The 19,159-nt window shown below is 60.3% G+C and carries 18 protein-coding genes; 12 read left to right on the forward strand and 6 right to left on the reverse strand.

What is annotated here, in order from left to right; translation table 11 throughout:
- Nucleotides 1-137: 137 nt before the first annotated feature.
- The 6 genes from LVW35_RS23020 to LVW35_RS23045 are packed head-to-tail and all read left to right on the forward strand — an operon-like array spanning nucleotide 138 to nucleotide 6,820.
- A complete protein-coding gene (locus LVW35_RS23020; protein ID WP_233892174.1) occupies nucleotides 138-830 on the forward strand; it encodes an RDD family protein in 693 nt (230 codons plus the stop codon).
- Nucleotides 827-1,807 (forward strand): stage II sporulation protein M, encoded by a 981-nt coding sequence (locus LVW35_RS23025; protein ID WP_233892175.1) that lies wholly within the window; start codon nucleotides 827-829, stop codon nucleotides 1,805-1,807. The genes LVW35_RS23020 and LVW35_RS23025 overlap by 4 nt, the downstream gene beginning before the upstream one ends.
- Nucleotides 1,794-3,323 carry a DUF4129 domain-containing protein gene (locus tag LVW35_RS23030; RefSeq protein ID WP_233892176.1) on the forward strand — a complete coding sequence of 510 codons (1,530 nt, stop codon included), beginning with the start codon at nucleotides 1,794-1,796 and terminating at the stop codon, nucleotides 3,321-3,323. Before LVW35_RS23025 ends, LVW35_RS23030 begins: the two co-directional genes overlap by 14 nt.
- Nucleotides 3,320-4,489, forward strand: coding sequence for a DUF4350 domain-containing protein (locus tag LVW35_RS23035; RefSeq protein WP_233892177.1), 1,170 nt, complete (start codon nucleotides 3,320-3,322; stop codon nucleotides 4,487-4,489). The genes LVW35_RS23030 and LVW35_RS23035 overlap by 4 nt, the downstream gene beginning before the upstream one ends.
- Nucleotides 4,486-5,481 (forward strand): AAA family ATPase, encoded by a 996-nt coding sequence (locus LVW35_RS23040; RefSeq protein WP_233892178.1) that lies wholly within the window; start codon nucleotides 4,486-4,488, stop codon nucleotides 5,479-5,481. Before LVW35_RS23035 ends, LVW35_RS23040 begins: the two co-directional genes overlap by 4 nt.
- Nucleotides 5,482-5,488: 7 nt before the next feature.
- On the forward strand, nucleotides 5,489-6,820 hold the full coding sequence (locus LVW35_RS23045; protein WP_233892179.1) for a DUF58 domain-containing protein: 1,332 nt from the start codon (nucleotides 5,489-5,491) through the stop codon (nucleotides 6,818-6,820).
- Between the two features lie 62 nt (nucleotides 6,821-6,882).
- Here LVW35_RS23045 and LVW35_RS23050 read toward each other — a convergent pair whose 3' ends face one another.
- Together LVW35_RS23050 and LVW35_RS23055 are read right to left on the reverse strand one after the other, a co-directional pair.
- Complete coding sequence (locus LVW35_RS23050; protein WP_233896538.1) at nucleotides 6,883-7,242, reverse strand: PilZ domain-containing protein; 360 nt, start codon at nucleotides 7,240-7,242, stop codon at nucleotides 6,883-6,885.
- A 226-nt stretch (nucleotides 7,243-7,468) separates the two neighbouring features.
- A complete protein-coding gene (locus LVW35_RS23055; protein WP_015885641.1) occupies nucleotides 7,469-7,843 on the reverse strand; it encodes a hypothetical protein in 375 nt (124 codons plus the stop codon).
- Nucleotides 7,844-8,016: 173 nt separating this feature from the next.
- On the opposite strand from LVW35_RS23055, the gene pyk reads away from it, so the two are divergent.
- Nucleotides 8,017-9,468: a pyruvate kinase gene (pyk, locus tag LVW35_RS23060; protein WP_233892180.1), complete on the forward strand. Its 1,452-nt coding sequence runs from the start codon at nucleotides 8,017-8,019 to the stop codon at nucleotides 9,466-9,468.
- Between the two features lie 56 nt (nucleotides 9,469-9,524).
- On the opposite strand, the gene LVW35_RS23065 is transcribed toward pyk, so the two are convergent.
- Complete coding sequence (locus LVW35_RS23065) at nucleotides 9,525-10,274, reverse strand: enoyl-CoA hydratase-related protein (RefSeq protein WP_233892181.1); 750 nt, start codon at nucleotides 10,272-10,274, stop codon at nucleotides 9,525-9,527.
- Nucleotides 10,275-10,304: 30 nt separating this feature from the next.
- A complete protein-coding gene (locus tag LVW35_RS23070; protein WP_233892182.1) occupies nucleotides 10,305-11,237 on the reverse strand; it encodes an iron-sulfur-binding ferredoxin reductase in 933 nt (310 codons plus the stop codon).
- 216 nt (nucleotides 11,238-11,453) lie between these two features.
- Here LVW35_RS23070 and LVW35_RS23075 point away from each other — a divergent pair, with 216 nt between their 5' ends.
- The 5 genes from LVW35_RS23075 (at nucleotide 11,454) to LVW35_RS23095 (ending at nucleotide 18,375) form a co-directional block, all read left to right on the forward strand.
- Entirely contained in the window at nucleotides 11,454-12,977 is a 1,524-nt protein-coding gene (locus LVW35_RS23075) for a fumarate hydratase (protein ID WP_233892183.1), read from the forward strand.
- 102 nt (nucleotides 12,978-13,079) lie between these two features.
- The gene (locus LVW35_RS23080) at nucleotides 13,080-14,846 is read left to right on the forward strand and encodes an ATP-binding protein (protein WP_233896539.1); all 1,767 of its coding nucleotides are present in this window, start codon (nucleotides 13,080-13,082) and stop codon (nucleotides 14,844-14,846) included.
- Nucleotides 14,840-16,174: a sigma-54-dependent transcriptional regulator gene (locus LVW35_RS23085; protein WP_233892184.1), complete on the forward strand. Its 1,335-nt coding sequence runs from the start codon at nucleotides 14,840-14,842 to the stop codon at nucleotides 16,172-16,174. Before LVW35_RS23080 ends, LVW35_RS23085 begins: the two co-directional genes overlap by 7 nt.
- 166 nt (nucleotides 16,175-16,340) lie before the next feature.
- A complete protein-coding gene (locus tag LVW35_RS23090) occupies nucleotides 16,341-17,660 on the forward strand; it encodes an MFS transporter (RefSeq protein WP_233892185.1) in 1,320 nt (439 codons plus the stop codon).
- 91 nt (nucleotides 17,661-17,751) lie between these two features.
- A complete protein-coding gene (locus LVW35_RS23095; RefSeq protein ID WP_233892186.1) occupies nucleotides 17,752-18,375 on the forward strand; it encodes a flavin reductase family protein in 624 nt (207 codons plus the stop codon).
- On the opposite strand, the gene LVW35_RS23100 is transcribed toward LVW35_RS23095, so the two are convergent.
- Together LVW35_RS23100 and LVW35_RS23105 are read right to left on the reverse strand one after the other, a co-directional pair.
- Nucleotides 18,372-18,614: a hypothetical protein gene (locus LVW35_RS23100; RefSeq protein ID WP_233892187.1), complete on the reverse strand. Its 243-nt coding sequence runs from the start codon at nucleotides 18,612-18,614 to the stop codon at nucleotides 18,372-18,374. The two genes, LVW35_RS23095 and LVW35_RS23100, sit on opposite strands and share 4 nt — an antisense overlap.
- A 41-nt stretch (nucleotides 18,615-18,655) precedes the next feature.
- On the reverse strand, nucleotides 18,656-18,997 hold the full coding sequence (locus LVW35_RS23105) for an antibiotic biosynthesis monooxygenase family protein (protein ID WP_016975490.1): 342 nt from the start codon (nucleotides 18,995-18,997) through the stop codon (nucleotides 18,656-18,658).
- Between the last annotated feature and the right edge of the window lie 162 nt (nucleotides 18,998-19,159).

Below are 19,159 nucleotides of genomic sequence, written 5' to 3' on the forward strand. Positions count from 1 at the left end.
TCTAGGCGTTGAGCGACGTCCGCGACCAGCACCAAATATACTGTACAAACATCCAGCAAAACCTTGAATGGTTGCTTCCATCCGCGACACTGCTAGCATCCGTATCTCCCAGCCGCTCTGCACTGACAAGGATCGCGATGCCGTCAACCCCGTTGGATACCCGCTATCAGATCGAGACCCCGGAAGGTATCGACCTGCCCCTGCGCCCGGCCGGCCTGATGCCACGCGTGCTGGCCTTTGCCTTCGACCTGGGTATACGTGCGGTAGTCATGGGTGTGATGCTGGTGCCATTGGCCTTGCTCGGCAACGTCGGTATCGGCCTCGGTTCGCTGCTGCTGTTTCTGATCAGTTGGTGGTACATGGTGCTCTTTGAGGTGCTCAACCAGGGTTGCTCGCCCGGCAAACAAGTCATGGGGTTACGTGTCGTACAAGATGACGGCACGCCGATTGGCTGGTCCGCGTCACTGATCCGTAACTTGCTGCGGTTTGTCGACATGCTGCCATTCGGTTACTTTCTCGGCGCGATCAGTTGCCTACAACATCCTCACTTCAAGCGTTTGGGCGACTTGGCGGCCGGCACACTGGTGATCTACCAGGAACAGCCGCTGGTGCGTCCCCGGATTCCTCAAGCGGCGGCCTTGCGCCTACCCTTTGCGCTGGATTTGAGCGAACAACGCGCCATCCTTGGTTTCGCAGAACGCCAGGGCGAGTTGTCCACCGCACGTGTTCACGAGCTGGCATCAATTCTCGCCACCCCCTTGCAGGTATCTCCGGCCCGCGCCGTCGAGCAACTCAATGGTGTGGCCCGTGGCCTGTTGGGGCCGACATGAAGCAGAGTCTTTTCGAACGCCGCCACCAGCCTCAATGGAAAGCCTTTGCCGAACATCTGCAACACTTGGAGCAAGGTAAGGCCCAAGCCAGTGACGTGGCCGATTTCCCCCATCAATATCGACGCCTGTGCCACCACCTGGCACTCGCCCAAGAACGTGGCTACAGCAGCTATCTGGTAGATCCCTTGCAGCAACTGGCACTACGCGGCCATCAACAGCTCTACCGTCATCGCGGCCAATTGGCGGCGAATGTGCTGAGTTTCCTACTCGCCGGTTTTCCTCGATTGGTGCGAGAACAGTGGCGCTTCATATTGATAGCGAGCGCGTTGTTCTTTGGCAGCCTGATGGGTATCGCTCTGTTGGTGTACCTGTTTCCCGACCTGGTCTACAGCATCATCAGCCCCCAGCAAGTTGCCGAGATGCAGAGCATGTATGACCCCGATGCCAGTCACCTGGGTCGCGCCGCCGAACGGGCATCAAGCGAAGACTGGATGATGTTCGGCTACTACGTGATGCACAACATCGGTATCGCTTTCCAGACGTTTGCGGCGGGTTTGTTGTTTGGTCTGGGGAGTGTGTTCTTCCTGATTTTCAACGGACTGATCATCGGCGCAGTCTCCGGGCACCTGACAGAAATCGGTTACGGGCAGACCTTCTGGTCTTTCGTCATCGGCCATGGAGCATTCGAACTGACGGCGATCGCCCTCGCCGGCGCCGCGGGCCTGCAGGTAGGCTGGGCGCTGATCACTCCCGGACAGTTGACCCGTGGTGAATCATTGCGGATGGCGGCACGCAAGAGCGTGCAAATGATGTGCGGTGTCATGATTTTCCTGCTCATCGCTGCCTTTATCGAGGCGTATTGGTCATCCACCACCATGATCACCCCTTGGGTCAAATACCTGGTGGGCACTAGCCTTTGGCTGCTGGTGATCAGTTACCTGAGCCTTGCCGGAAGGACTCGCCATGCGCCTGAGTGATGCCAGCGTCGTAATCCGTCCACGCACGGCCTGGGAAGCCATGGATCTTGGCGTATTAATGGCCCGGGAACATCGCCTGCTGTTAATGGTTAGCTGGGCGCTGATAACTCTGCCAGTGTTTGCCTTACTCACTGCACTGCTGTGGAAATACCCGTCCACTGCCATGTTTCTGTTCTGGTGGCTTAAGCCAGCCTTCGACCGCTTACCGCTGTACATCCTGTCCAAGGTTTTGTTTGGCGAAACACCCAGCGTCAGGGAGGCAGTGCGCCAATGGCCGCGCCTGCTCCAAGGCCAACTGCTGGCCAGCCTGACCTGGCGACGGTTCAGCCTGAGTCGAAGCTTTGTGATGCCGGTGAGCCAACTCGAAGGCCTGGATGGCACGGCACGCCAAAAACGCCTGGGCGTGCTGCAGCAACGTAACGCCGGGACCGCACGCTGGTTGACGACCATCGGAGTGCACCTGGAAATCGGCTTGTGGTTCGGTTGTATGGCGCTGTTCTATCTGTTTATTCCTCAAAACGTCGAGATGGATTGGGACTGGCAACGCCTGGCGCTCGCGACACACTCAGAAGGGTTGTGGCTTGAACACCTGAGCAACGCCCTCTATGCGTTGATTCTAGTATTTTGGGAGCCCATCTATGTCGCTTGTGGTTTCAGCCTCTACCTTAACCGTCGTACCGTATTGGAGGCCTGGGACCTGGAATTGGTCTTCCGCCGCTTTCGTCAGCGCCTGAGCAATGTAACGCCGCTTTTAGTACTGATGATCGGGCTGACGCTACTGCCATTGAGCCGGCCCGTTATGGCTGATGCGCCCAGCTCTCCCAAGCCACTGACCACCCACAGCGCGAACCAATCCATCAAGTCGCTATTGGAAAAGCCCCCTTTCAAAAACCCGGAAACTGTCACCCGGTATCGCTTTGGCGAAGAGAACCCTCCCACTAAAAACAAAGCTCAAAGCGACGGTAAACTTCCGGGCTGGCTGAAGGCGCTACTGAACAACCTCAACAGCGATACCTTCAAGCACATCGCCCAAGGCCTGGAAATGTTGTTGTGGGGAGTGCTGATCAGTGGCCTGACACTACTGGCGTGGAGGTATCGAGAGTGGTTGCGCACCTTTGTGAGTCGACGCGGGCCACGCAAGCCCAGCGTTATCAAACCAGTACCTACGCAATTGTTCGGCCTTGAACTGGGTACCGAGACCTTACCCGATGATGTTGCCAGCACTGCCGAACACCTGTGGGCCACCCGACCAAGGGAAGCTCTCGGCCTGCTGTATCGCGGCTTGCTCAGCCGGCTCTTACATGACTTCAATGTACCGCTGAAAAGCGCTGACACCGAAGGCCAGGTCCAGGAAAGAGTCCACCAGTTGCAGCACCCGCAACTGCTGGCTTTCAGCGATGAGTTGACCCGGCACTGGCAAAACCTCGCCTACGGCCATCACCTGCCTCCCCTCTCAGTCCAGCAAAAACTGTGCAGTGATTGGCGCATCCTGTTCAGCTCAGGGAGCCCCCCATGAAACAGCCATTACTGTGGGTGGGACTACTGCTGGCGTGCCTGCTTGGCGCGGGATGTTACTACGTATGGCGCACGGCAACTCCTTACGACGAGGTGATTGACCGTGGCCCTTCGCCGGAAGCACTGGCCAATCAATACCTGGCAGCCGAACACTTTCTGCGCCAGCAAGGCCTGACCGTGGAGCACGCCACTGATCTTGAGCGATTGACAACCCTGCCTGCCAGGGGAAACAGCCTGTTGCTGCTCGGAGAGCGCAGTACCCTGTCACCACGCCAGGCAGAACAACTGCTGAACTGGGCCAGATCCGGCGGCCATCTGTTACTGGTGGCTGAAGCGCTATGGGATGAAGAGACTGGCAAAAGTGGCGACCTGTTGCTGGATCGCCTGCATATCCACCAGACCTTGAGTGATGAGCCTGAAGAACTCGCTCCTTCCAGTAAAAAAAACCTTGAAAAGAAAGTCCCGGACCTGACCAAACTCTACGTTGACAATGAAACCCCCGCCGCCTATTTCAGTTTCGACACGGACTTCAACCTCACCGACCCCAAGCACCTGGCTCAATTTTCTGCCAACAGCGCAAGATCGAGCCACCTGATGCAACTCAACCTTGGGGAAGGCCGTGTCACGGTGATTACCGACAGCGACGTGTGGAAAACCCCGAACATCGGCAAACACGACAATGCTTGGCTGCTGTGGCACCTGAACCAGGGCACGGCCGTCACTTTGCTGTTCAACAGCGACTTCGATGACGTGTTCACCCTGCTGATGCGGTATTTCCCCCATGCCTTGACGGCGCTCACTGCCCTGGTCGCCTTGGCGTTGTGGAAGGCCGGTATGCGTCAAGGCCCGGTTCAGGCTCCCGCGCCGAACGCGCGTCGCCAATTACAGGAGCACCTGAATGCGAGCGCCGACTTCCTGCTGCGGCGCTGCGGTCAGGGCACGCTGCTGCATGCCTTGCAGTGCGATATCTTACGCGCGGCGCGGCACCGCCACCCCGGTTTTGAGCACCTCGGCAACGCAGAGCAGTGGCGGATGCTTGAACACCTGACACGCCAACCCTCTAACGTCATCAGCCAGGCCCTTGGCCCACTCCCGGCAAAACGGCTTTCCAGCGCCGATTTCAGCCGGCAAGTGGCATGCCTGCAAACCCTCAGGAATGCCCTATGAGCGAATTTCCAAGCGCAACCGCCCTAACCCGCGAAACCTTGCAGCGCGCCGCCGGGCAAGCCCAAGCTCTGCGCACTGAATTGCGCAAGGCAGTGATTGGCCAGGACCAGGTGATTGACGACATCCTGACCGCACTGATCGCTGGCGGCCATGTGTTGCTCGAAGGTGTGCCGGGGCTGGGTAAAACCTTGTTGGTTCGTGCCTTGGCTCGATGCTTCGATGGCGATTTCGCGCGTATTCAATTCACCCCGGACCTGATGCCCAGCGATGTCACCGGCCATGCCGTGTACGACCTGCGCACCGAACAGTTCAAGTTGCGCAAAGGGCCGGTGTTCACACACCTGTTGCTGGCCGACGAAATCAACCGCGCCCCAGCCAAGACTCAAGCGGCCTTGCTCGAGGCTATGCAGGAACGGCAAGTGACCCTCGAAGGCGAAGCGCTGCCCATCGGCCAACCGTTCATGGTGCTGGCAACCCAGAACCCTATCGAGCAGGAAGGCACTTATCCCTTGCCGGAAGCCGAGCTGGATCGCTTCATGCTCAAGGTGCGCATGGACTACCCGGAGGCGCAAGAGGAACTGGACATGGTGCGAGAAGTAACCCGCTCCTCCCGGGCCGACATGCTGGACGTACACCCATTGCGCACAGTGTTACAGGCCGATGACGTATTGCAGTTGCAGCAGATTGCCAGTGACCTGGCCATGGACGAACAGGTGCTCGACTATGCCGTGCGTCTGGCACGTGCCACCCGTAGCTGGCCGGGGCTGACCATCGGCGCCGGCCCGCGGGCGTCCATCGCCCTGGTACGTGGCGCCCGCGCCCGCGCCTTGTTGCGCGGTGGTGAATTTGTCACCCCGGATGACATCAAGGGATGCGCCCTGGCAGTACTGCGCCACCGAGTACGTATAGCACCTGAATTGGATATAGACGGACTGGAGGTCGATCAGGTGCTTAAGCAACTGCTCGATCAGATCCCGGCACCACGGCAATGACCCGCCCATGAAACCGACCCGTCTGCTGTTGAACTGGCTTGGCGTATTGCTAGGCTTGGGTATTCTGCTGGGCACAGTGGCAGCGTTGAAATTCAAAGTACCGGACACCCTGCACTCGACAGTGTGGGGTTTGCTTCTGGCGCTCCTGCTGCTGGCCATGCTGGACGCGATACGCCTGCGTAACCGACCGTCACCCCGGGTGCAGCGGAAAATGCCCGGCAGTCTGGCGCTGGGGCGCTGGAGCGAAGTCCGTCTGGGCTTGGAGCATGACTTTCCACAACCGCTGACAGTACAGGTATTCGATCACGTGCCTGACGGATTGGCCGTGGAGAACATGCCCCAGTCCATAAGCCTACGGCCCGGTGAAGGCAGTGAGCTGGGGTATCGCCTTCGTCCTATGCGGCGCGGGCATTTCAGTTTCAAACGCTGCGAAATTCACCTGCCGAGTCCCATGGGCCTGTGGTCAGCCCGCCGGTTTATCGCGGTAAGCGATGCTACCCGCGTCTACCCGGATTTCGCTCGGCTGTATGGAGCACAACTGCTGGGCGTGGACAGCTGGCTGAGTCAACTGGGTGTGCGTCAACGCCAACGGCGCGGCTTGGGGCTGGAGTTTCACCAGTTACGCGAGTTTCGCGACGGCGACAGCCTGCGCCAGATCGACTGGAAGGCCACAGCCCGGCAACGCACGCCTATCGCGCGTGAATATCAGGATGAGCGCGACCAACAGATCGTGTTCATGCTCGATTGTGGTCGCCGCATGCGCAGCCAGGATGATGAGTTGTCCCATTTTGACCACACCCTCAATGCTTGCCTGTTGCTCAGTTACGTTGCTTTGCGTGAGGGTGACGCTGTGGGGTTGTGCACCTTTGCCAGTGACCAGCCGCGCTACCTGGCCCCGGTCAAGGGCAGTAGCCAGTTGAATCTGTTGCTCAATGCGGTATACGACCTGGACACCACTCGACGGACCGCAGATTATCAGGCTGCGGCAAGCCAGCTACTGGCTCGGCAAAAGCGGCGTGCATTGGTGATCATCGTGACCAACGTGCGGGACGAAGACGATGAGGCATTGCTGGCTGCCGTTAAGCGCATCAGCCGCCAGCATCGAGTGCTGGTGGCCAGTTTGCGCGAGGGAATACTCGATCAATTGCGCCAGGCCCCGGTGCAGACTTTGCCCGAAGCCTTGGCTTACAGCGGCGCCATCGACTACTTGAATACCCGAAACGAATTGCACGACCGCCTCAACGCCCAAGGACTTTGCGTATTGGACACCGTGCCATCTGAGCTGGGCCCGAGCCTGGTGACACGTTACCTGGGCTGGAAGAAAGCCGGAATGCTCTGAAGAGCGCGCACCTTCATGGCGGGGACAGCCGCGCTCCAAACCAGGTCGGCCCTGCTCAATGCCTACGCCGAAGCCTGCAAAGGATCAAAGCTGAAGTAGTGAAACAGGATATTAACCAATTGCCCATACTCCTCGGGCGCCTGGAGTACGCTGAACCCGGAATCGTAATGCTGCGGGTTGATATCTTCGTGACTCCACAGACAGGTTGCCGTGAGATCAATCGGATGGAACGTGCCATCAGCACCTGGAATTTTCAAACGCAGCTCGAAGTCCGCGTCGACCATCATGGGTAATTGACTGATCAACATGAGCCCGTCTTCAGAGACATTGCCCAAAAACCCGATAGGCTTGTCGGTGATGCGGTTAAATACTTGCAGGAAATAAGGTAATTGATGCCGCTCGATCCGTCGGTCGGTAAACATGGTGAGATCGCCATCCAGTGGCCCTGACTGCGGCCGTGCCAGTGATTCGGAACGGGCTGAAACCACCCGCTCTCCCTGAATCTCGGTGCGACAACGTGCAATATCTCGCCGCCAAACAACCGCCGAATCCGGGCCCTACATTCGTTTGCATTGAAACTTGTACAAACGGACATTCAAAGGATAGCCCAAGACTGGCAACAGGCCAGTTATGAAATGACGAATATCATCACAACGACGCCGGACGTGGCCGAGCGACGCTTGCACCAGGGTAATGCCCAAGTTGTTGCAGGGTATCGAGACGCGCACGCGCTCGGTAGGCGTACTCACTCGACGGGTATTGATTGATGATGAATTGATAGGTCTGCACTGCGTCAACGAAAAGCTTCTGCCGTTCCAGGCATTGCCCGCGCAACATCGAGACCTCGGGCTGCACGTAACGTCGGGTACGACTTTCACGGTCGACCTGGGACAATTCCAGAGTAACGCGCTCGCAATCACCCACCTTGTAGGCCCGGTAGGCATTGTTCAAATGGTGGTCCATCGACCAACGGGTGCAGCCGACAACACTGACGGCCAGGGCAGCAATGAGCAAAATTCGCATGAGGGTTCTCCTGTCTTGTGCAGTGTATCGACCCCTCGTCGAAAATCTTCAAGGATGTTCGTATTCGGCCGCAACGAAAACAAGTCAATCGTCGATAAGTAGTGCAAACGAACAATGACTACAACGAAAGAGCATAGTAGCCTTCCACAGCGCTTGAACTCAGGAGTCTGTGCATGTCCGTCCGTCGTACCAAAATCGTCGCCACCCTTGGCCCGGCCAGCAACTCGCCGGAAGTCCTCGAACAGCTGATTCTGGCTGGTTTGGACGTTGCCCGTCTGAACTTCTCCCACGGCACCCCGGACGAGCACAAGGCTCGCGCCAAGCTGGTGCGTGACCTGGCCGCCAAGCACGGCCGCTTCGTCGCACTGCTGGGTGACCTGCAAGGCCCGAAAATCCGTATCGCCAAATTCGCCAACAAGCGGATCGAGCTGAAGATCGGTGACACCTTCACCTTCTCCACCAGCCACCCGCTGACCGAAGGCAACCAGCAAGTCGTGGGTATCGACTACCCGGACCTGGTGAAGGACTGCGGCGTCGGCGACGAACTGCTGCTGGATGACGGCCGCGTGGTCATGCGCGTCGACACCGCAACCCCGACCGAGCTGCATTGCACCGTGATCATCGGCGGCCCGCTGTCCGACCACAAAGGCATCAACCGTCGCGGCGGTGGCCTGACCGCACCGGCCCTGACTGAAAAAGACAAGGCCGACATCAAGCTTGCCGCCGAGATGGAAGTGGACTACCTCGCCGTGTCCTTCCCGCGCGACGCCGCCGACATGGAATACGCCCGTAAGTTGCGCGACGAAGCCGGTGGTACTGCCTGGCTGGTGGCAAAGATTGAACGCGCCGAAGCCGTGGCCGATGACGAAACCCTCGACGGCCTGATCAAGGCTTCCGACGCGGTGATGGTTGCCCGTGGCGACCTGGGCGTGGAAATCGGTGACGCCGAGCTGATCGGTATCCAGAAAAAGATCATCCTGCACGCCCGCCGCCACAACAAAGCGGTGATCGTGGCGACCCAGATGATGGAGTCGATGATCCAGAACCCGATGCCGACCCGCGCCGAAGTGTCCGATGTGGCCAACGCCGTGCTCGACTACACCGATGCCGTGATGCTTTCGGCTGAAAGTGCCGCCGGCCCGTACCCGCTGGAAGCTGTGCAAGCCATGGCGCGTATCTGCCTCGGCGCTGAAAAGCACCCGACCAGCAAAACCTCCAGCCACCGCATCGGCAAAGAGTTCGAAAGCTGCGACCAGAGCATCGCCCTGGCTGCCATGTACACTGCGAACCACTTCCCCGGTGTGAAGGCGATCATCGCGCTGACAGAGAGTGGTTACACACCGTTGATCATGTCGCGCATCCGTTCTTCGGTGCCGATCTACGCGTTCACCCCTCACCGTGAAGCCCAGGCTCGCACCGCGATGTTCCGTGGTGTGTACACCGTTCCGTTCGATCCGGCATCGCTGGCACCGAACGAAGTCAGCCAGAAAGCGATCGACGAGCTGGTCAAGCGCGGCGTAGTAGAGAAAGGCGACTGGGTCATCCTGACCAAGGGCGACAGCTACCACACCACCGGTGGCACCAATGGCATGAAGATCCTGCACGTGGGCGACCCGCAGGTCTGAGTGACAGGCTGAAAAACAAAAGCCCCGCCCTGTAAATGGCGGGGCTTTTTACATGCTCAGGATCGGTTGATAAAACCCGATAACGCGGCAAGCGCCTCCGGCGACTTCAACCGCTGTACAAACAAAGCCCCCTCTTCCTCGATCACCTGGCGCAATTGCTCACGATCCACACCCTTCATGAGTTGCTTGGTCACCTGCACCGCCCCCGGCGCCAAGGACTCAAAGCGCTCGGCCATTTCCCGCGCCTTGACCAACACCGCCTCGCCGCTGCCCAGCGCCTCGGTAGCAATCCCCCAGGCTGCCGCCTGTTCGCCGGTAAAGCCCTCGCCCAGCAACAATAATTCCGCAGCCTTCGCGTGCCCCAACAGCCTCGGCAGAATTAGACTCGAACCAAACTCCGGACACAGCCCCAGGTTGACGAACGGCATGCGCAGCCGAGCATCCCGGCTGATATACACCAGGTCGCAGTGCAGCAGCAGGGTTGTGCCGATACCCACCGCAGCTCCGGCCACGGCGGCGATCACCGGCTTGCGGCAGTTGAGCAGGCTTTTCATGAAATAAAACGGCGGGCTGTCGAGAGCGCTGGGCGGTTGCTCAAGGAAATCGCCGATGTCGTTACCGGCGGTAAAACAGTCGCTGCTGCCCTGGATCAGCACGCAGCGGATGCCCTCATCCGCATCGGCCTGCTCCAGTGCCTCAGCCAGTTGCAGGTACATGGCGCGGGTCAGGGCGTTCTTCTTGTCGAGGCGATTGAGTTGCAAGGTCAGCAGCCCGCGTTCGCGGTGCTGCAGGATGGCGTCGGTCATGGCGAATCTCGCGGCTGTAGAGTTCAGCGCTCAACCCCGGGTCAGGAACACATCGGCCAGCAGTTGATTACGCGGCAATCCGGCCAAAAACAGGCGCTTGGAAAACGCCTCGACACGGGCCGGGTGTCCGCAGAGTAAAGCCAGAGTTTGCCGTGAAACAAGCCGCAGTTGCGCCAATGCCTGGGCCGCCTGCGCCGCCGTCCACAGCTCCACTGTCACGTTTGGATGCTGTGCAGCCAGTTGCGCCAGGGGTTCGGCCAGGTAATGCCCCTCAGCATCATGGGCCAGGTGAATCACGCGGATGTCGCCCTGATGATCCTGGCGCAGGGCCTCACGCAATACGCCCCAAAGCGGCCCCAGGCCCGTGCCGGACGCCAGCAGCCACAGCGGCCGGGATTGCCAGTCCGGATCGTATTGCAGCGCGCCGCCGCGCAATTCGCCCAAGCGTAGACGCTCGCCCACCCGCAACTGGCGGGCCAGGTCACTGAATTCGCCAGGCAGGCGACAATCGAGATGAAACTCCAGGAACCCATCCTCCTGAGGCAAGCTTGCCAGGGAGTACGGCCGCGCCACCTGCCCTGCCCACAGCACCAGATGCTGCCCGGCCCGGTAGCGCAGGCCACGCTCGGGTTGCAGGCGCAGGCGCAGCACGCTGGGGCTTAACCAATCCACACCCACCACCTGGGCCGGCAACCCGTCACGCGTCGGGTCAAAGGTTTCGACGCGCAGATCAGCGCTGACCTGGCACTGGCACGCCAAGCGCCAGCCGTCTTGACGTTGCGCCGGGCTCAAGGCCTCGGGCTGCTTGTCCTCGACCTCCCCCTGGCATCGCACCAGGCACGCATGGCAACTGCCGGCGCGACAGCTGTAAGGCACAGCCACACCCGCCTGGTTCAAGGCATCCAGCAGGTTGCTGCCGGCCGTTACCGACCAATGGCGTTCGCCGACGTACAGTTCAGGCATAGAAGGACTCAGTCACAAGGGGCGCGCACAGGGAATCATGCCTGCGACAGTTTGACCATAGTCGGGTGTATCGGCCACCGTGCCGGGTTATACTGCCGCGCCTTTTTAGCGTCGCGCCTGCACCACTTTGGCGTGCCTTGGAAAGGTGAGCTCAGCCGACCGATGCAACACTGGGCCCACCTTTATTGAATGTTCCCTTATAGAGGAGCGCGACTCATGACCGTGATCAAGCAAGACGACCTGATTCAGAGCGTTGCCGACGCCCTGCAATTCATTTCCTACTACCACCCCGTGGATTTCATCCAGGCCATGCACGAAGCCTACCTGCGCGAAGAATCGCCAGCGGCCCGTGACTCCATCGCCCAGATCCTGATCAACTCGCGCATGTGTGCCACCGGCCATCGCCCGATCTGCCAGGACACCGGTATCGTCACCGTGTTCGTGCGCGTGGGCATGGACGTACGTTGGGATGGCGCCACCATGGGCCTGGACGACATGATCAACGAAGGCGTGCGTCGCGCCTACAATCTGCCGGAAAACGTCCTGCGTGCCTCCATCCTGGCCGACCCGGCAGGTAGCAGGAAGAACACCAAGGACAACACCCCGGCGGTCATTCACTACTCCATCGTTCCGGGTAACACCGTGGAAGTGGACGTGGCGGCCAAGGGTGGCGGTTCCGAAAACAAGTCGAAAATGGCCATGCTCAATCCGTCCGACTCGATTGTCGACTGGGTGCTGAAGACCGTACCGACCATGGGTGCCGGCTGGTGCCCACCGGGCATGCTGGGCATCGGCATCGGCGGCACCGCCGAAAAAGCCGCAGTAATGGCCAAGGAAGTGTTGATGGAATCCATCGACATCCACGAGCTGAAAAAGCGCGGCCCGCAGAACCGTATCGAAGAGATGCGCCTGGAGCTGTTCGAGAAGGTCAACCAACTGGGCATCGGCGCCCAGGGCCTGGGTGGCCTGACCACCGTGCTTGACGTGAAGATCATGGACTACCCGACCCACGCCGCGTCCTTGCCGGTGTGCATGATCCCCAACTGCGCCGCCACCCGTCACGCGCACTTCGTGCTCGACGGTTCGGGCCCCGCGTCGCTGGAAGCGCCATCGCTGGATGCCTATCCGGAAATCGTCTGGGAAGCCGGCCCGTCGGCCCGTCGCGTCAACCTCGACACCCTGACCCCGGAAGAAGTGCAGAGCTGGAAGCCGGGCGAAACCGTGTTGCTCAACGGCAAGATGCTCACCGGTCGCGACGCCGCGCACAAGCGCATGGTCGAGATGTTGAACAAGGGTGAAACCTTGCCGGTAGACCTGAAAGGTCGCTTCATCTACTACGTCGGTCCGGTTGATCCGGTGCGCGAAGAAGTGGTTGGCCCGGCGGGCCCGACCACCGCGACGCGGATGGACAAGTTCACCCGTCAGATCCTCGAGCAGACTGGCTTGCTGGGCATGATCGGCAAATCCGAGCGCGGCCCGACCGCCATCGAAGCGATCAAGGACCACAAGGCCGTGTACCTGATGGCCGTGGGCGGCGCCGCTTACCTGGTGGCGCAAGCCATCAAGAAGTCGCGTGTTGTCGCCTTCGCAGAACTGGGCATGGAAGCGATCTACGAGTTCGACGTGAAGGACATGCCGGTCACCGTTGCTGTCGACAGCAAAGGCGAATCCGTGCACATCACCGGTCCTGCCATCTGGCAGAAAAAGATCAGTGAAAGCCTGGCGGTAGAAGTGCAGTAGCGCTTCCCCTGCAAACACAAAGGCGACTGTGGCCATGGCCCAGTCGCCTTTTTTATGGCACATGTTATGGTGCACTCCCTTACCGTGCCTGCCCATCACCGTATGATCGTGATCCCTCGCCCCCTGCGCCTGACCTTCTATTCCCTGCTGATCATCGCTGGCGCGCTACTGGCCGCGGCCTTGGCCACGCGCCACGCCGAACGCCAGGCCTTGGTGGACGACGCAGCCCGCGCCCATCAGCAACTTGCGCTGTACGCCAACTCGCTGCACACCCTGATCGAACGCTACCGCGCCCTGCCCGCCGTGCTGGCGCTGGACTCGGAGATGATCAATGCCTTGAAGGGCCCCCTGGACGCCGCGACGCAGGATCTGCTCAACCGCAAACTGGAACGCATCAACGGCGCAGCGCAGTCGTCCACCCTGGAACTGATGGACCGCACCGGTCTGGCCGTGGCCGCCAGTAACTGGAACCTGCCCAGCAGTTACGTGGGGCATAACTACGCCTTTCGGCCGTATTTCAGCCAGACCTTGAGCCAGGGCACCGGGCGCTTTTACGCGGTGGGTGTGACCACCGGCATTCCCGGTTATTTCCTCTCCAGCGCGGTGGTCGATGAACATGAACAGTTCCTCGGCGCGATGGTGGTAAAGCTTGAGTTCCCCGAACTTGAACGCGAATGGGCCCAAGGCAATGACCTGCTACTGGTCAGCGATGCGCGCGGCATCGTGTTCATCGCCAACCAGCCCGGCTGGCGTTACCGCAACCTGCGGCCGTTGACGGCCAGTGACCTTGCCGAACTCAAGGCCACTCGCCAATACGACAAAAAACACCTGCAGGCGCTGGAAACCAGCCCCCTGCAACGTTTCGACGAAAACAGTCATTTGATGCGCGTCAACGGCCCGGATGGCAGTGCCAATTACATCTGGGAATCCCTGCCGCTGAAGGCCGAAGGCTGGACCCTGCACCTGCTGCGCAAGCCGCAGTTCGCGCTTGAGGATCAGCGCAACGCCGGGTTGGCGGCCGCCGGTTCGTGGCTGGCGCTGGTGTTCCTGGTGCTGTTCCTGACCCAACGCTGGCGCCTGGCCCGCTTGCGCCAGCGCAGTCGCGAAGAGCTTGAGCAACTGGTGGAAGAACGCACCCAGGCGCTGCGCACCGCTCAAGATGGCCTGGTGCAATCGGCCAAGCTGGCTGCATTGGGGCAGATGTCCGCCGCCCTTGCCCATGAAATCAATCAGCCGTTGACCGCCCAACGCATGCAACTGGCCACATTGCGCCTGCTGCTGGATCACGGCCGTGTCGACGACGCCTACAGGGCGCTCACCCCGCTGGACGACATGCTCACGCGCATGGCCGCCCTCACCGGCCATCTCAAGACCTTCGCGCGCAAAAGCCCCAGCGGCCTGCGCGAACGCCTGGACCTGGCCACCGTGGTCGACCAGTCCCTGCACTTGCTCGATGCGCGCCTGCGCGATGAATCCATTGGCGTAGTGCTGGACCTGACCCGTCCCGCCTCGGTGCGCGGCGATGCGATCCGCCTGGAACAGGTATTGATCAACCTGCTGCGCAATGCCCTCGACGCCATGGCCGACAAACCGCGTAAACGCCTGGAAATCCGCCTGCATGCCGACCAACAGTTGTGGCAACTGACCGTCAGCGATAGCGGCGGCGGGATTGCCGAAGAGCACCTGAACAGCGTGTTCGACCCGTTCTTCACGACCAAGCCCGTGGGCGACGGGCTCGGCTTGGGGCTGGCGGTGTCCTACGCTATCGTGCACGAATTGGGTGGGCGCCTGATCGCCAGCAATCGCGGCGACGGTGCGGTATTCACCCTGACCCTGCCTATCGCGCTGGAGACGCCCGACCTATGTTGAACGCGGTGATTGTGGTCGATGACGAAGCCAGCATCCGCACGGCCGTCGAACAGTGGCTGAGCCTGTCGGGGTTTGAGGTGCAGCTGTTCAGCCGCGCCGAGGCATGCCTGGCGCAATTGCCCAAGGATTTCCCTGGCGTAATCCTGAGCGATGTGCGCATGCCCGGACTCAGCGGCCTCGAACTGCTGGCCGAAGTGCAGCGCCGCGATGCCGATTTACCGGTCATCCTGCTCACCGGCCACGGCGATGTGCCGATGGCGGTTGAGGCCATGCGCGACGGTGCCTACGATTTCCTGGAAAAACCCTTCAGCCCCGACGCCCTGCTCAACAGCCTGCGCCGTGCCTTGGATAAACGCGGTCTAATCTTGGAAAACCGCCGTCTGCACCAGCAGGCCGATCATCGCGCACAGTTGGAAACGACCCTGTTGGGTGTGTCCCGGGGTTTGCAGACCTTACGCCGCCAGGTCCTGGACTTGGCAAGCCTGCCGGTGAATGTGCTGATCCGTGGCGAGACCGGCAGCGGTAAGGAAATGGTTGCCCGTTGCCTGCATGATTTTGGCCCGCGCTCGAAGAAACCCTTTGTAGCGCTCAACTGCGCCGCGATCCCTGAGCAGTTGTTTGAAGCCGAGCTGTTCGGCCACGAAAGCGGCGCGTTCACCGGCGCCCAGGGCAAACGCATCGGGAAGCTGGAATATGCCCACGGAGGCACGCTGTTCCTGGATGAAATCGAAAGCATGCCCCTGGCCCAACAGGTGAAACTGCTGCGTGTGTTGCAGGAGCAGAAACTGGAACGCCTGGGCTCCAACCAAAGTATCCACGTAGACCTGCGCATCATCGCCGCCACCAAGCCGGACCTGCTGGAAGAGGCCCGCGCCGGACGCTTTCGTGAAGACCTGGCTTATCGCTTGAACATCGCGCAATTGCGCCTGCCCCCCTTGCGTGAACGCCGCGAAGATATCCCGCTGCTGTTCGACCACTTTGCACAGAGCGCTGCCGAGCGCCTGGGCCGCAGCGTCGAGCCCCTCAGCGGCGCGCAACTGGGGCGCCTGCTCAGTCATGATTGGCCAGGCAATGTGCGTGAACTGGCCAACGTCGCCGAACGTCAGGTACTGGGCCTTGGCGAGCCGGAACCGGAGGGCATCGAGGCTGGGCAGTCCCTGGCGGCGCAGCAGGAAGCATTCGAAGCCCATTGCTTGAAAGCCGCTTTGACCCGGCACAAAGGTGATATCAAGGCGGTGCTGGCTGAACTGCAACTGCCACGGCGCACTTTCAATGAAAAGATGCAGCGCCATGGCCTCGCCCGAGACATGTTCCTGAAGGATGAATGAGCGGATTTCCGCTCACCCCCTGAAAATCATCAGCGGCTTTCCGCTTAAAAAAAACCGGTAACCCTTCTACTCCGGGCCTTCATCCACCTGGCACAGCTCCTGCTATAGCTCGAACCAGGCTGCGCACGCGCCGCTCCATAAAAACAACTAGATGAAGGATCCTTCAATGGATAACTCCAACGCCCTGCCTCTGGGGTCGGCGGCCGCGCCGACGAAAGAGCGCACTACTTCCAGCCGCATCAAATCGATTTTCAGTGGTTCCGTCGGCAACATGGTCGAGTGGTACGACTGGTATGTCTACGCCGCCTTCTCGTTGTACTTCGCCAAGACCTTCTTCCCGAAAGGCGACACCACCGCGCAATTGCTCAACACCGCCGCGATCTTCGCCGTGGGCTTCCTGATGCGCCCGATCGGTGGCTGGTTGATGGGCTTGTACGCCGACAAAGTCGGACGTAAAAAAGCCCTGATGGCCTCGGTCTACCTGATGTGCTTCGGCTCGCTGCTGATTGCCCTGAGCCCCGGCTATGAAATCATCGGTATCGGCGCGCCAATCCTGCTGGTGTTTGCCCGTTTGCTGCAGGGGCTGTCGGTCGGCGGCGAATACGGCACCTCCGCCACCTACCTCAGCGAAATGGCGACCAAGGAACGCCGCGGTTTCTACTCCAGCTTCCAGTACGTGACCTTGATCTCCGGCCAGCTCATCGCCCTGGCCGTGCTGATCGTGCTGCAACAACTGCTGACCACCGAGCAGCTGTATGCCTGGGGCTGGCGCATCCCGTTCGCCATCGGCGCGCTGTGTGCGGTGGTTGCGCTGTACCTGCGGCGCGGCATGGAAGAAACCGAGTCGTTCACCAAGAAGGAAAAAGCCAAGGAAAGCGCCATGCGCACCTTGATGCGCCACCCCAAGGAACTGTTGACCGTGGTCGGCCTGACCATGGGCGGCACCCTGGCTTTCTACACCTACACCACCTACATGCAGAAATACCTGGTGAACACCGTCGGCATGAGCATTTCCGACTCCACCACCATCTCGGCGGCAACGCTGTTCCTGTTCATGTGCCTGCAACCGATCATCGGTGGGCTGTCGGATAAAGTCGGCCGCCGCCCGATCCTGATCGCTTTCGGCATCCTCGGCACCCTGTTCACCGTACCGATCCTCACCACTCTGCACACTATCCAGAGCTGGTGGGGCGCGTTCTTCCTGATCATGGCGGCGCTGATCATCGTCAGCGGCTACACCTCGATCAACGCGGTGGTGAAGGCCGAACTGTTCCCGACCGAAATCCGCGCCCTGGGCGTGGGCCTGCCATATGCCCTGACCGTCTCGATCTTTGGCGGCACCGCTGAATACATCGCGCTGTGGTTCAAGAGCATCGGCATGGAAACCGGTTACTACTGGTATGTGACCGCGTGTATCGCGGTGTCGCTGGTGGTGTATGTGACCATGAAGGACACGCGCAAACACTCGCGCATCACCACCGACTAAAGAACCGAAGCGGTAAAAACTGTGGGAGCGGGCAAGCCCGCTCCCACATTGGGTATGATGCGGGTCCCGAAATCGAGAGCAGAACCCGGCCATGTCCGACGACATCCATTTCTACGAACCCGCCAACGGCCACGGCCTGCCCCACGACCCCTTCAATGCCATTATCGGCCCACGGCCGATTGGCTGGATCTCGTCCCAAGACAGTGAAGGCCGCCTGAACCTGGCGCCCTATAGCTTCTTCAACGCATTCAACTACATTCCGCCGATCATTGGGTTTTCCAGTGTCGGACGCAAAGACAGCCTGAACAATATCGAACAGACCGGCGAGTTTGTGTGGAACCTGGCGACCCGACCATTGGCCGAGCAGATGAACCAGAGTTGTGCCCCGGTATCACCCGAGGTGAATGAGTTCGACTTGTCCGGCCTGACACCGGTGGCGTCGAGAATCGTGGGCGTGCCACGGGTAGGCGAGAGCCCAGTGTCGTTCGAGTGCAAGGTGACGCAGATCATCCAGCTTCAGAGAGCTGACAAGGCATTGGTGCCCAGCTGGCTGGTGTTGGGCGAGGTAGTCGCGGTGCACATTGCCAAGTGGCTGCTCAAGGATGGCATCTACGACACCGCCGCCGCCGAGCCGATACTGCGCGGTGGCGGCCCGGCGGATTACTTCCAATTGGGCCCCGAGGCCCTGTTCAAGATGCATCGCCCAAAGGCTTAGGATTCAGCCGCCCAGGCCAATTGCCCTTCTTCGTCGACATCGACCAACCGCTCAAGCTGCAGGGTGGCCGCATCATCGGCGTCGGAGGCGGTCTTGAACGTTTGTCCTTCAAGGATCTTGTGAAACTGCGGTGCGCCCATGCCATCCAGTGCCTTGACGGCGACAGCGGCGCTGTAGCCACCCTCCCCCGGTACTACGGCGGAAACGGCTTCGTGGTGGGCAAATTGTCTACGTGCCATGTTGCAGGTCCTGGCCAATGGAAAGTCGGCCATTCTACCTTTTAACCGGCGAGTTGCAGGTATTCGCCGTAGGCATGTGCAGCGGATGCGTCGGTAAAGGTCTGGAAGTCCATGCTGCGAACCACCATGTCATTCAACAGCTCGGTAAAGATCATCAAGGCTGGAGAGTTGAAGTAGGCACTCATCGCCTGCTCGCTGCTCCAGAAACCCGAGACCAGCCACACATCGGGGTCAACCTGGGAATGCTGCAACGAGAATTGCAGGCAACCCTGAGCCTGACGGCCCGGTTCGATCAAACTGCTCAAGCGTGCACCGAGTTCGGTGCTGCACCCGGTGCGGGCGCGGATAAAGGCCATATGGCTCGCGGGAATGGGGGTGGACATGTTCGACTCTCCCGTTGAGAAGTGATGCTCGGCAAGCACAGTGAGGGCGTGTTGCCACAGGATTAAAGATAACGGCGCGGGTGTGGGCGCGGTTAGTCAATTCCTGTCGGCTTATTGCACAATCCTGCGAGAAGCGTAGGGGAGACGTTTGGCCTACCGGTT

Source organism: Pseudomonas sp. HN11, from assembly GCF_021390155.1.
In the GTDB taxonomy this organism is placed as follows: Bacteria; Pseudomonadota; Gammaproteobacteria; order Pseudomonadales; family Pseudomonadaceae; genus Aquipseudomonas.